The 13,007-nt window shown below is 38.6% G+C and carries 14 protein-coding genes; 2 read left to right on the forward strand and 12 right to left on the reverse strand.

What is annotated here, in order from left to right:
- The first annotated feature begins 155 nt into the window (after positions 1–155).
- The gene (locus CDA10_RS12225) at positions 156–1,127 is read left to right on the forward strand and encodes an esterase/lipase family protein (RefSeq protein ID WP_089605882.1); all 972 of its coding nucleotides are present in this window, start codon (positions 156–158) and stop codon (positions 1,125–1,127) included.
- A gap of 62 nt (positions 1,128–1,189) precedes the next feature.
- Here CDA10_RS12225 and rplS read toward each other — a convergent pair whose 3' ends face one another.
- The 12 genes from rplS to ispH all read right to left on the reverse strand — a co-directional run bounded on the left by rplS (position 1,190) and on the right by ispH (position 12,222).
- On the reverse strand, positions 1,190–1,561 hold the full coding sequence (gene rplS / locus CDA10_RS12230) for a 50S ribosomal protein L19 (protein ID WP_010113417.1): 372 nt from the start codon (positions 1,559–1,561) through the stop codon (positions 1,190–1,192).
- Positions 1,562–1,770: 209 nt separating this feature from the next.
- Positions 1,771–2,511, reverse strand: a complete 741-nt coding sequence (gene trmD, locus CDA10_RS12235) for a tRNA (guanosine(37)-N1)-methyltransferase TrmD (protein WP_089605883.1) — start codon at positions 2,509–2,511, stop codon at positions 1,771–1,773.
- Positions 2,512–2,553: 42 nt separating this feature from the next.
- Entirely contained in the window at positions 2,554–3,102 is a 549-nt protein-coding gene (rimM, locus tag CDA10_RS12240) for a ribosome maturation factor RimM (protein WP_089605884.1), read from the reverse strand.
- Between the two features lie 27 nt (positions 3,103–3,129).
- Entirely contained in the window at positions 3,130–3,387 is a 258-nt protein-coding gene (rpsP, locus tag CDA10_RS12245) for a 30S ribosomal protein S16 (RefSeq protein WP_089605885.1), read from the reverse strand.
- Between the two features lie 143 nt (positions 3,388–3,530).
- A complete protein-coding gene (locus CDA10_RS12250; RefSeq protein WP_089605886.1) occupies positions 3,531–3,956 on the reverse strand; it encodes a type IV pilin protein in 426 nt (141 codons plus the stop codon).
- The gene (locus tag CDA10_RS12255) at positions 3,956–4,549 is read right to left on the reverse strand and encodes a type IV pilin protein (RefSeq protein WP_089605887.1); all 594 of its coding nucleotides are present in this window, start codon (positions 4,547–4,549) and stop codon (positions 3,956–3,958) included. The genes CDA10_RS12250 and CDA10_RS12255 overlap by 1 nt, the downstream gene beginning before the upstream one ends.
- Positions 4,550–4,560: 11 nt before the next feature.
- The gene (locus CDA10_RS12260) at positions 4,561–8,502 is read right to left on the reverse strand and encodes a pilus assembly protein (protein ID WP_089605888.1); all 3,942 of its coding nucleotides are present in this window, start codon (positions 8,500–8,502) and stop codon (positions 4,561–4,563) included.
- 17 nt (positions 8,503–8,519) lie between these two features.
- Complete coding sequence (locus CDA10_RS12265) at positions 8,520–9,206, reverse strand: pilus assembly protein PilX (RefSeq protein ID WP_089605889.1); 687 nt, start codon at positions 9,204–9,206, stop codon at positions 8,520–8,522.
- A complete protein-coding gene (locus CDA10_RS12270) occupies positions 9,206–10,180 on the reverse strand; it encodes a PilW family protein (RefSeq protein WP_089605960.1) in 975 nt (324 codons plus the stop codon). Before CDA10_RS12270 ends, CDA10_RS12265 begins: the two co-directional genes overlap by 1 nt.
- A gap of 10 nt (positions 10,181–10,190) precedes the next feature.
- Positions 10,191–10,679, reverse strand: coding sequence for a type IV pilus modification protein PilV (gene pilV / locus CDA10_RS12275; RefSeq protein WP_089605890.1), 489 nt, complete (start codon positions 10,677–10,679; stop codon positions 10,191–10,193).
- A 19-nt stretch (positions 10,680–10,698) separates the two neighbouring features.
- Complete coding sequence (locus tag CDA10_RS12280) at positions 10,699–11,130, reverse strand: pilus assembly FimT family protein (protein ID WP_089605891.1); 432 nt, start codon at positions 11,128–11,130, stop codon at positions 10,699–10,701.
- Positions 11,131–11,271: 141 nt separating this feature from the next.
- Positions 11,272–12,222, reverse strand: a complete 951-nt coding sequence (gene ispH / locus CDA10_RS12285) for a 4-hydroxy-3-methylbut-2-enyl diphosphate reductase (protein ID WP_089605892.1) — start codon at positions 12,220–12,222, stop codon at positions 11,272–11,274.
- A gap of 144 nt (positions 12,223–12,366) precedes the next feature.
- Between ispH and gmk the strand changes: the two genes are divergently transcribed.
- Positions 12,367–12,987 (forward strand): guanylate kinase, encoded by a 621-nt coding sequence (gene gmk / locus CDA10_RS12290; RefSeq protein WP_089605893.1) that lies wholly within the window; start codon positions 12,367–12,369, stop codon positions 12,985–12,987.
- Positions 12,988–13,007: the final 20 nt, after the last annotated feature.

The raw sequence follows: 13,007 nt of genomic DNA on the forward strand, positions 1-13,007 counted from the left end.
ATTTTTGACAATAAAAAATAAGAGCGCTTGCAGAAGTAAACTTTCTGATGCAATTCAATCAATAGAATGAAAGGAATCAAAAAGAATATGTTGTTTGATCTCAAACAATGCAAAGCCTTTATTGTTCAATTAAAATAAATAATGTGAGAATTTCTATGAAAAAAGGACTATTTTTCATCAATGTTATTGGGTTAATGACAATAGCACACTCTACTTTTGCGGTGAATGTACCGCAACAAGTTACTTCATCCAATATCATTTCTGACTATGCAAAAACTCAATATCCTATTGCTTTTGTACATGGCATGTTTGGTTTTGAACGCTTAGGCTTTGACTCATTTGGTATGGATTATTTCTATCAAGTTTTACCTGATCTCGCTCGTCATGGTGCGACAACCTTTGCTACACAGGTTTCTCCTATCGAGTCCTCTGAAATCCGTGGAGAACAACTAATTGGACAGGTTGAAGAAATTATGGCCATTACAGGAAAAGCCAAAGTCAACTTGATTGGACATAGTCACGCTGGATCGACAATCCGTTATGTTGAAGCCATTAAACCAGAATACATTGCTTCTCTAACAGGTGTTGGTGCAACTTTTAGAGGATCAAGAATTGGAGATATGACACTGGAGAATCCTATTTCCAATCCAATTTCGAGTCTTATTGCTGATTATCTAATTGGACCAATATTGACATGGGCATCGCATAATCCATACACGACCATAAACATGCATCGAGGACTTGTGTCCGTCAGTGAAGCAGGTTCTGCTGTCTTTAATGCAACCTACCCAACACCAGCACTCGCAGATGCTTGTGATCAAACTGGTGCTTACTCGAACCAAGGCAGATATTATTATTCTTGGACAGGTACATCTCAAGTCACCAATGTACTAGATGTCATCGATATGGGCGTTTCCACACTTGCACCTATCGCATATGGTAATTTAGATAATGATGGTGTTGCCCCACGTTGTAGCACCCATTTTGGCAAAGTCATTCGAGATGATTACAAATTAACTCATCTTGATGAAACAAATCTAGTTTTAGGGCTGCGTGATGTATTCGCTCCTGACCCAGTGTCACTCTATCGTCAGCATGCCAATCGACTTAAATTACAAGGTTTATAATTTTATTTAGACATAAAAAATGCGCCAATCGGCGCATTTTTTGCTTTAAAACAAAGTTTAAATTAACCTTGTTTACGAGCTGGTAACTTTTCACGAATACGTGCAGCTTTACCTGACAATTCACGTAGGTAATAAAGTTTAGCACGACGAACGTCACCACGACGTTTCACTTCGATTTTAGCAACAACTGGTGAATGTGTTTGGAAAACACGTTCAACACCAACACCGCTAGAAATTTTACGAACAGTGAAAGCAGAGTTCAAACCGCGGTTTTTCTTCGCGATTACAACACCTTCAAATGCTTGAAGACGTTCACGATCACCCTCTTTTACTTTTACCTGAACGATAACTGTATCACCAGGTGCAAAAGCAGGAATGTCTTGTTTTAACTGTGCATTTTCAACAGCTTGAACTAAAGGATGTTTACCACTCATTGTGGGAATCTCCAATATTGCGGTTCAGAAGAGGTCTGGATTCCGCTGGGGATAGAGGCTAAGCGCATATCAACCCGATTATATTTCTCTCTATGCTTGACCACTTCAATGCATAAAAAGCTGAATAGAAGTACTTAAAACGTTGTTTAAATACCAACTCGAAGCAATGCTTCTCGTTTTGTGCTCAGGCAAACATTCATTATATATATTTACCCTTGCTTATCTTTTAGCCATTTTTTTTGCTGCTTCGTCAACTCAACTTTTTCAACCAACTCAGGTCGGCGTTCTAAAGTGCGTTGATAACGCTGAAAAAACCGCCATTTTTCAATATTTGCATGATGCCCTGATTTTAATATTTCAGGCACATCCAAACCCTCAAAATGATCTGGCTTGGTATATTGCGGGCAATCTAAAAGACCATCCACAAATGAGTCTTGTATTGCTGATTGTTCATCAGACATTGTATTCGGTAAACGTCGAATAATACTGTCCAATAAAACCATCGCAGGTAACTCTCCACCTGATAACACGTAATCCCCTATTGACCATTCTTGATCAATATATTTTTGGATCAAACGTTCATCAACACCTTCATAACGTCCACACAATACAATTAATCCGTCATATTCAACAAATTGTTGCACTGCTGTTTCGTTTAAAGTCTTTCCTTGGGGTGACATATACACCACAGGAACATGAACTGCACCTGCTTGCTTTGCAAGCTCTTTAGCACGGTGAATTGCTTTTGCCAAAGGCTCAGCCATCATCACCATACCAGGACCACCACCAAATGGACGTTCATCCACTCTTTTGTAATTGCCCTCTGCAAACTCACGTGGGTTTATACAATGAACTTGTATAAGCTCACGTTTTGCTGCACGTCCGCTAATTCCGTACGCTGTAATCGCTTCAAACATTTCAGGAAAAAGCGTAATGACTGCAAAAAACATCGCAGACTCCTCTATTTTCCTGCTGCGTTCATCCTTAAAGGATTAATAATCTACGCCCCAATTCACGTAGATACGACCAGCTTCGAGATCAACACGTTGTACTACATCTTTATGCCATGGAATCATTCGCTCTTCGCTATCAATGCTTTCTGGTGTTGCATGAACAACCATCACATCATTAGCGCCTGTTTCAAACAATTCATGGATTTTACCGAGATTAATTTCTTGCTCTTCGTCATTCAGACCTAACACTGTTAAGCCTTTTAAATCTGACCAATAATACTCGTCCACGCCTGCTTGAGGCAGTTGCGATTTTGAAATCCAAACATTTGCACCCACTAAGTTATCCGCTGCGGTACGATCACTCACACCTTTCAACGAAACAACTAAGCCTTTGCCATGCGGTTTCCAACGTTTCACATCTATAATTTGCCAACCTGCTTTGGTTTCTATATACCAAGGCAGGTAGTCAAAAATATTGCTCATAGGTTCTGTATTGGAATAGACCCAGAGCCACCCATTTAATCCATATGCTGAACGTAGCTGTCCAATCTGAATACGATCTTCGGGCACATTCTGTGCTGGTGTCATGGGCTTACTGCCTAATTAAAAATTTAATTATGCAGTAGCAGCAGCTTTCTTAGCTTGAGCAGCTAAAGAAGCAACGCGATCAGACGGTTGAGCGCCTTGAGCGATCCAATGAGCAAAACGGTCAGCATCTAAACGAAGTTTTTCTGCTTTACCTTGAGCTGTAGGGTTAAAGAAACCAATACGTTCGATGAAACGACCGTCACGTGCATTACGGCTATCAGTTACGATTACTTGATAGAACGGACGTTTTTTAGCACCACCGCGTGCTAGGCGAATTACAACCATGATAGAACCTTATAGTTTTTACGGATTATCCCTGTACCGACCATCGGAACATTTCAAACCCCTTTCATAGAGGGCAACATTTTACGTTATCTTTACAATGAAAGAAAGCTTAAAATTTATTTATCCACATTTTTGAATTTATTTTATTTACCGTCCCAGTTTGAGGTGGCTGTTGGGGTGCATGCCGTTGTTGTTTTCGTCCAGCATTTTTGGCCTTGGCTATCTAAAATTACATTTCCATTAGATGATTGAATAGTGGATGATTTAGGTTCTGCTGTTAATACCCATGTTTGGGCAGTTCCTGTCAATTTTATTGTGTATACAGCATTAGAGGTCGGATAATCTTTATTTACATCATTATTATCTAACTTTGCATTTGTATAATTATGATTAATGACATAATAACTTTGTAAACGTTGAGCTATATTCATCATTTCACTTTGTACATCTGCACGATTAGTACGAATTTTATACTGAGTATATGATGGATAGGCGATTGCCGCAAGAATTGCAATAATAGCCACAACAATCATCAATTCTATCAAGGTAAAGCCTTTGATACTTTTCATCACCACGATTCACCATTACTGCCGCAATTGAGATAATTAGTCACAATATTTTTAGTTTTAGTCATACACCGAACTCCAGCACTTGTTAGTAACAAATCATAGTTTCGTGGTTGCTTCGGCTCTCCATCACTTCCCTTAACACGCTCTAAAGCAATAATCCACGTTAAACCATTAACTCCTGCTGAATCAGATGTTTCCTTACCATCGGAACCATTTATAACCGTCAGGGGTTTATGCGCACTCCCAGCATCTACTAAAGTTAAGATATATTTTGATGTCGAAACTGTTGATCCAACAGGTAAAAGTAACTGACCCGTTGTACTGTTATAATAGCTATCAGTAGCAACTACCCCATTAGTATCCGTATTGGTATAACTATATAAGGTACTCGCATCAAACCCCTTATAACTAAAGTTTTTTGCTTTAAATCGCTCTAGCTCTGAAGCAATACGTAAAGCTTCTTGTTTTGCTGTGGCAAGATCTTTACGTTCCATATATTGCGCATAACTTGGAATAGCAATAGCGGCAAATATTGCCACTATCACAACGACTACCATCAATTCAATAAGAGTAAAGCCTTTTTGATTATCCATGACTTTTCCTTTTATCTAGTCTCATACCAACGCAATTGTCTTAATTTTGCTGCTGTACTAAATTTCTGACATTCTGGTAAATTGGGTGTTGCTGTGCAATTAAAATTATCAGGTCGTTTAATAATCAAACCTGTATTATCAGGATTATTATCAAAACTCTGTCCTAAACCTGTTCCTAAAATACCAGCTCCTATTTTAACATTATTTGGAACATCTGTTAGTTTTGTATTAAAAGGACATTTACCTGTAGGTAAGCAGAATTGATAAATATAAGAGTCACCTTTTACCCCAGCACCACAAGTACCACCTATACCAACACCATCGCGATGATAAACATTTACATAAAGCATACTGTCTAAGGCATATAGTTCATTCATTCCCTTATAGGCCCCAGCAGTGTTTGAATAAGTGTACTTCCATCCATTGTTATCTGATAGAGTGACACCTGTTGCAATATTTGTATTTAACGAAGCAAGAGCTACATTTTGCGTTACCAAAGTCGGTGCGGGTGATGAAGCATACAAATTTGCTTTAGCTACGTCTTTATCATATACCACGTATACTCCATCTAAAGCACTCACACTTGAACCTGCTTGGTTAGTTCCAGATGCCCCAACAAGTGGAGAACTACGATTACCAGAGCTAAAAGCCACAGCAGCAACGTAACCATTACTACCATCATGAATAGAAAAACTTGGCATTTCATAAAAACGAGGACTTGTACCACCGCTCGCATGTTGCGAAAATAATCGTACCACACGTGTCGCAAAACTTGATTTTGCAGTGATATTATTATTTAAATCTACACGGAAAGCTTGTCCACCTAAATCACCAAAATAAAGATGATCAACCAAACCATCATTATCACGGTCAATAGCATTGATCTGGCTAGCAACACTATATTTCATATTAATTGTGTTTGCACTAGCATCTGTAAAAGCTTCCGCCCCTTTTTCAGCAGTTGCATTGGCACCAGCCCACCAAAGTAAAGCACCTGTATCTGCATCAAACATATAAACACCAGCACCACTACCGGTAGTTGTATTTTGATCATAATTTGCATTTTCATAACCAGTGTCATAACCACCACCAACAAACATCACCAGTTTTTTTTCACCGCCAAATTTAACATAGGCGAGTGTTGGTTTAGACCAGCTTTGTCCCATATAGCTTAGAGCTGTCACATTCACTGTGCTATCAGACTTATAGATCTTCGAGTTTGCTGGGTCGATATGAAATTTTAAACTTGGGTTATCTAAATCAGATAAATTCAGTGCATAGTAACTTTTACCACCCATACGTAAACCACCGTAAACCCACTGTAAGCCTTTAAGTGCTAAATCTGTATTCGTACTACCATCACTAGTTCGCCCAGAGTCATTTACAGTCAATGTTCCATCTGCCTTAGAAACATATTGTGTATACGCTGTCCATGGTGCATCTATTCCGTAGAACAAGTTGTTTTTACCAAGTGTACTACTCGTTTCAGATAAAAAAGCATTCTTCTGATTTTGCATCATTTCATTTGGCGCAAAAGCGAAAACCTCTTTACCAGCATCATTCACATCTGTAGCACTTTTTCTTGCACGAACGACATGCAATAAACCTTGTGTACTACCAAATAATAAGAAGTCTTCCCGATCTGTTGTATCTAATACACCTGTTGCACTAACCGTAATTTTACCACTTTGAGTAAGTAATATTGGCGTTGAATGCATCACCGCACCAACTTGACGTAGTTCTGATTTTCCTGCAAGGCCCGCTAAGGTAATTCCAGTTTCAGTTGCACCCACATTATAACCAAGCAAGTTAAGCCAATAGTTTTTTTCAGGATCATTTACAAACAAAGCCGAACTACCTGTACCAAATAAGGCTTCAATATTTACTTTCTTCAATGAGTTGGCTTCTTGAGAAGTATATGGCGCAGATGAACCTGTTATTTCACGATTGGTAAATATAGTACGATTTGCAAGCTCAGTATTAGCTTTCAATCCCAGAGGCAATTGCCCTTTCATACCATCAGTCCAAATACCTTTGGCTGCAGAATCTAATGATCCATCGTCTTTAATTAAACGTAACGTTTTAGCCTCATTATAAAGCTGTCCATTATAAATATGATATTTATTCAGATTACCTACCCATAATTGAGTAGAATCCTGTGGTTTTGGTGTAAAAGAAGCGTAATAACCATAAGGTTGTATACGTAACGGATTTAAAGCGTCCTGAGGTAAAGTTGGAGATCCTGTTGCAACAGGATCAAACTCAGGTTTTACGTCGTCTAAAAACTTAACAACACTCTGTACAACATCGTCAGTAGATTGTGCAGAATAAAACCCGCCCTCACCATACCCACCTACACTTGTTGGTAAATCAGGGTGAGCTTTAGCTCCCCAATTACAAGCATTTTTTGCATCAACATCTGCTATAAGTGAACAGTTATAGTAATCTCGTATTTCATTTGTACGCTGCCCATTGTTATTAATATAATTTAAACGACGAATAATCCTGTCTGCTTCTAGTTTTTCAGCGTCTGCAATTCGATCCACATTAAAATTAGAACCAAAACCAACAACAGCTGTTTTTATTTCCAAGCCTAAAGGATTTCGGTTTGCAGCAGTAGGCGATGCTTTTTGATTTCGTAAAGCTTTGGCAAATTCACCCACTGCAGACATACTATTATTGGCCTGAGAGCCTTCTGGTAGTACTCCTACTGTAGGAATAGTAAAGCTTGAACCATTTGATCCCAATGCAGCCTTCATTAGAGGCACAGGTACAGGCGAACTATTCGGCTCACCATCTGTTAAAAAATAAATGCCTTGACCATTACATTGCGTACTTGATGTAGATAATGGTGTTTGATAATTTACTGCAGTTGCAGAGCTTCCTATTTTACTAGCATTTATCGATTTTAAAAATCCGCTGAAACCAAGACTAGCAGCTGTAGAAGTATTACTTTGTACTAAGCAAATTCTTGATGGGGACCAACCCAATGAACATTGTTGTGTATTCCAACCTACTGAACCAGTGATTACACCAGCTCCTGTATTGTATGAATTGCAAGAAAATCCAGACCAACTATTACATTTAGCAAATAATACCCGCCCCCATCCATCGGTGCTATAACTTACATATTCTTCCCGCATCCCTGTAACATTTGCAGTAGTATTTGTTCCCAATATATAAGCAGCTACTTCGGCATAAGCGTTAGCCGTTGGCGTTCCGCCCGAACCTCGCAAATCAGCAACAGCTGCTTTAATAGCACTACGCTGCGTATCTGATAATAATGCTGCCGGAACAAGTATTTTCCCACTTGACCCATCTGCACTGGTATATACATTATCATTACCACTTTGCGAAGAAAATTGCCCCACTCCAATTGCAACCGTATTAGAATCAATTTGATTACTATTCATTAGAGTAAAAATCGCATCTTTTAGTTGCGTCAAACGATCATAAGACTTTTGTTTAGGTTTTTCATTTTTATAATAATATCGAGGATCACTACTACTAGTATTATCAAAACTATCATCTGGGCTTGGATTACTGATCGAGGTTACACAGTCCGCCTGACTTGTAGAACCAGATGCACCACAACCAAACCAAGAACGATTTCCACTTGAACCTGTACGCTTATAATAATAAATTCGCTGGGAAACAGAGTTTGGAATATCAACTGCACAATAATAACGTGTATAAGATGGCGTTGTTCCAGAAGGCTCATTTCCAGCAGTATAGCTCGCATTTTTATCAAGATTACAAGCAGATGCTCCCACTACAGGTTCACTCATACTTCCAGAAGTATCGAGCATCATAGTAATGGTCGTTTTCCCAGAAGTTGGGTTGGAATATATTTCTATATCACTTGCTTGTACAGACACGCTATGGCAGATAGATAAAGTCATCGCCATCGATACCGCAGCTGAAAGTACATTTTTTTGATTTAACTGTTTCATCTCTAAATCCTCTTTCTCTACGATATCAATTTCGGTTGGCCACCAACCGTATAATCTGAATGCTGCATATTATAAGGAATTCCCAAACCATCAAAACAAGCTCCAACAGCAGATGCACGCTGTTTAAAACAGGCTTCAATTTGTGTTTTTGTCGCACTTGAGAAACTTGGTAATACTGAAATTACAGTTGCACCGATATTATTCGTTGTCATTGGAACATTACTTTGTCCAAGACTTGTTCCTTTTGGTGCAGTACTAAACGGTGCAGTGGGTGTCGTGTTTTTAGTCAAATAAACTTGTGATAGCACCGCAGAGCGCCCCATTGCAAATTGGTCTGCTTTGCAAAATCCATCTATTCCAATTTTTGTAGTCGTATTGCTCGCAGTAATAGCACTTGCTTTAGACAAAGCAAAAAATGAACTTTGCGTAGCACGATAACAAAATACCAATTCATCTTCAGCATTGGCAGATGAGTTAAAATAAGCAAACATCCCATCTAACGCCAACTGTCTTGCGATCTGATCTGGATTTTCTATATTGAACAAAGCTGAATCCGAGTTACCTAAGAGTAAAGCATTAACCTGACTATTGGTTGCGATTTTTAACCCCAAAATTCCCGTTTTAACTGCGATCGTACCAAGTAAAGTAATGATTACCAAAATGATCAAAACCACAATCAGAGTTGCACCTTGTTGTTGTTTCATTACGATGCTCCCAATGTATTACGAATTGCAACGACTTGATTGACAGCCTGCCGTAAATACCGTTTATTCATGACTGCATCACCCGATAAGGTGACATTTGCACCTGCAACTTCAAACGTAGTTTGAGTATTTAAATTTGCGTTTGAGCCAATTGTTCCTGTAGAGCGTGAAAGAATACCCACATCGATAGATACAACATTTAAATAACTTTTCGAACAGGTGTCCTCTACAATTGGTGTTGCACATGCAGCGCGAATAGTATCCATTGCAGCGATATATTCATTTACTGTCATATAACGTAAATTACCTGTTGGATTTTTAACACCTAAACGCACTTTAAAAGCATCGACTCGTTGCATCAATTGCTGAGCGTCAGTATTTAAACCAACCATTCCAGCAGCATCATAGGACGCTGCATCACAATATAAAGAATAGGCTGTTGGTTCACCAGTTACTTGCTGCGGAGTTTGCGCTAGATAATAGCGTTGTACGATTACTTTTGATGAAGCAGAGGTAACTTCCTCTCCTTCACAGTTAATAATACTACTTACAGCAGGGACATATTGAATGGTTAAGCGATCACTTTTCCCTGACGTATTATCAGTATCTTTAGCTTGCAAAGTAACCAATTGCTCCTCTAAATCAGCAATGGTACGCAATGCATCGGGTAAGTTCTCTTTCTTAAATACAATGCCCGAACCTGTTATTACAGAGTTAACTCTCTGTGATGATATGGTGTTTAAATTAGCGTGACGCAAATCGTGTGTGACTAAAGATAGTCCAAAATTAGCATTTTGTTGCAACTCACTCATCCCTAGCTGCAATCCTAAAGAACGTTGACTCCCAAAAAAAACAGACAAACCAGCAGCAGCAATCAACAATCCTAATACTAATGCAACCATTAATTCCAATAGGGTAAACCCCGAAATATGATTTCGCCTTATATTATTAGAATATCGGAACTTTTTATTCATGGGGTAAGTTTTAACTTCCATAGTTATACACCTCCATGATGATACACTTAGCATTAACTACATAAGCTGCACCATTAGTACAATCTGCGCTAGTTGTACCATTTGTTGCTGTTGTACCTTCCCATGCAACATAAACACATTTACGAACCAAAGTAGAACCTTGACAATTAAGAACATTCATACTCATACCTAAGTTAGTGGCGTGAGTTCTTACTTGAGCATAATCATATTGTGCCATTTGTTGTGGTGTACAAAATGTACTATCGCAAGTCGTTGGCGGATTAGTTACATTCTTATAATCATCTAAACCCGATCGATTCATCCTCATCCTCTCCGCCAAATCTCGAGCGATATTTGTTGCCTGAACATTCAAACCAGCTTCATTACTTGCTGTAACAGCCCTAATTTGCAGTGCAACAAAGCCCAATATAGCAATACAGAGAAGTACCAAAGCAACCAATACTTCTACAAGTCCAACCCCTTTTTGAGTATTCATCATTTTTAATTATCCCTTATTCTCAAGTCGGACAACTTGTAGCCATTTTGTTATACAACACCGTTCCACCTTTTTGTACATATACATAAGCTTTCAAGGCTGCATCATTATTATGTTTAAACACAAAGCACTGTCCATTATTTGTGACTGTAGTCTGCCCTAAACGATTAAAAGTGACACTCGTATCACCACTTAATTTTGTCACATAAACGGATGACCATCTTTTGTAAAATACAGCAACACTATTATCTAACGCTAAAACTCTTGGGCTTTGTTTAAAAATCGCTTCCGATCGCGTCTCCGCCAAAATATCTACAAAATCACGTGTATCACTTGTCAACTGCATTTTTCGAATTGTTTGCGTAAAAGAAGGCGCTGCCATCATTGCTATAATCGCCAAAACAGCTATTGTCACCATCAACTCAATTAAGGTGAATCCTCGATTATTTCGCATCGCAACTCCATAGCAACAAAACTTTACCCTATTTAAAATCATAGACCAATTCATTACAAAACCAATACAAGTTGGATAAATGGCATAAAAAAGCAGATAACTGAAAAATTCAGTTATCTGCTTAAAAAAATTAGATTAAATTTAAGCTTGCGTGACTTGTATTCGCAACTCTTTCGGTAAGCTAAATGTAATATTCTCTTCACGCCCATTGAGTTCATGTGGTGCTGTTGCCCCCCAATCTTGTAGGCGTTGAATGACTTGTTTAATGAGAATTTCAGGAGCTGATGCACCCGCGGTCACTCCTATTTTATCGGTAGCTTTAAACCACTCTTGTTGAAGCTCATCCGCATTATCTACAAGGTATGCATGCTTCCCCATACGCTCAGCGAGTTCACGCAAACGGTTTGAGTTAGAAGAATTTGGAGAACCTACAACTAAAACCACATCACACTGTTCTGCCAAATCTCGAACCGCATCTTGACGATTTTGTGTCGCATAACAAATATCATCTTTCCTCGGCCCTTGGATTTGAGGAAATTTTGCGCGTAAAGCATCAATGACTTTTGCTGTATCGTCTATAGACAGTGTCGTTTGCGTTACAAAAGCAACTTTTTCAGGATGATTTACAGTTAAAGAAGCTACATCTTCTTCATCTTCAACTAAATAAATTTCACCACCACTTTTTTTATCGTATTGACCCATTGTCCCTTCGACTTCTGGGTGTCCTTCATGACCGATCAGAATTGCTTCCGTTCCCTCTCGCGCATATTTAGTCACTTCGATATGAACTTTAGTGACCAAAGGACATGTTGCATCAAAAACTTTTAAGCCACGGCGTTCTGCTTCTTGTTGTACCGCTTTTGAAACACCATGTGCGCTAAAAATAACAATATTATCGTCAGGCACTTCATCAAGTTCATCGACAAAAATCGCACCACGTTGACGTAAGTCATCCACCACAAATTTGTTATGTACCACTTCATGACGGACATAAATAGGTGGGTTAAAACATTCAAGTGCACGATTGACGATGGCAATTGCACGATCTACACCTGCACAAAATCCACGTGGATTGGCCAATACAATTTCCATAGAACCCTCAATACTCACTTAAATGCTTGGATAATTTTAATCGATAGAACACAAACAAATAATAAAAACCGTTAAAAACTGTTTTGTTTGTGTGCCGTCTACTCTAAAATAGAGAAGATATTTTATCATATCAGGAAAAATATCATGTCGGGTCTATTGTTTGTCGTTTCTGCGGCATCGGGAACAGGCAAAACATCTCTCGTTAAAGCGCTACTTGAACGTGTCAGTAATTTGCATGTTTCAGTTTCTCATACGACTCGTGGTCAACGACCTGGCGAACTCGACGGTGTGCATTATCATTTTACTTCAAAAGAAAACTTTCTTGATCAAGTGAATCAAGGTGGTTTTATTGAATATGCTGAAGTTTTTGGTAATTATTACGGTACTGCTCAAACTACAGTAAAAGATCAATTAGCAAAAGGTCACGATGTACTTTTAGAAATTGATTGGCAAGGTGCGGAACAAGTTCGTAAGATTTTTCCTGAATCTAAACAAATCTTTATTCTCCCTCCAACACAGTTTGACTTACGTCAACGTTTGTCTAATCGTGGCACGGATTCTGTTGAAGTGATTGAACATCGCTTAAGCTGTGCTGTTGCTGATATGCAGCAATATGTTAATTTTGAATATATTATTATTAATGATGACTTCAATAAGGCATTGCACGATTTAGAGTCTGTAATTAACGCCAATCGTTTAAAAATTCAGCAACAAGCAAATCGTCATCAAGTATTGATTGAAAAGTTAATCACACCACAATCTTGAGTTAGCTGTCGATTAAAACT

It is taken from the genome of Acinetobacter piscicola, from assembly GCF_002233755.1.
Classification (GTDB): Bacteria; Pseudomonadota; Gammaproteobacteria; order Pseudomonadales; family Moraxellaceae; genus Acinetobacter; species Acinetobacter piscicola.

Bases quoted from the DNA above. Each gene is read 5' to 3' on its own strand.
- CDA10_RS12225 (WP_089605882.1), top strand. From the start codon at position 156: ATGAAAAAAGGACTATTTTTCATCAATGTTATTGGGTTAATGACAATA.
- rplS (WP_010113417.1), bottom strand. From the start codon at position 1,561: ATGAGTGGTAAACATCCTTTAGTTCAAGCTGTTGAAAATGCACAGTTA.
- trmD (WP_089605883.1), bottom strand. From the start codon at position 2,511: ATGTTTTTTGCAGTCATTACGCTTTTTCCTGAAATGTTTGAAGCGATT.
- rimM (WP_089605884.1), bottom strand. From the start codon at position 3,102: ATGACACCAGCACAGAATGTGCCCGAAGATCGTATTCAGATTGGACAG.
- rpsP (WP_089605885.1), bottom strand. From the start codon at position 3,387: ATGGTTGTAATTCGCCTAGCACGCGGTGGTGCTAAAAAACGTCCGTTC.
- CDA10_RS12250 (WP_089605886.1), bottom strand. From the start codon at position 3,956: ATGAAAAGTATCAAAGGCTTTACCTTGATAGAATTGATGATTGTTGTG.
- CDA10_RS12255 (WP_089605887.1), bottom strand. From the start codon at position 4,549: ATGGATAATCAAAAAGGCTTTACTCTTATTGAATTGATGGTAGTCGTT.
- CDA10_RS12260 (WP_089605888.1), bottom strand. From the start codon at position 8,502: ATGAAACAGTTAAATCAAAAAAATGTACTTTCAGCTGCGGTATCGATG.
- CDA10_RS12265 (WP_089605889.1), bottom strand. From the start codon at position 9,206: ATGAAACAACAACAAGGTGCAACTCTGATTGTGGTTTTGATCATTTTG.
- CDA10_RS12270 (WP_089605960.1), bottom strand. From the start codon at position 10,180: ATGAATAAAAAGTTCCGATATTCTAATAATATAAGGCGAAATCATATT.
- pilV (WP_089605890.1), bottom strand. From the start codon at position 10,679: ATGATGAATACTCAAAAAGGGGTTGGACTTGTAGAAGTATTGGTTGCT.
- CDA10_RS12280 (WP_089605891.1), bottom strand. From the start codon at position 11,130: ATGCGAAATAATCGAGGATTCACCTTAATTGAGTTGATGGTGACAATA.
- ispH (WP_089605892.1), bottom strand. From the start codon at position 12,222: ATGGAAATTGTATTGGCCAATCCACGTGGATTTTGTGCAGGTGTAGAT.
- gmk (WP_089605893.1), top strand. From the start codon at position 12,367: ATGTCGGGTCTATTGTTTGTCGTTTCTGCGGCATCGGGAACAGGCAAA.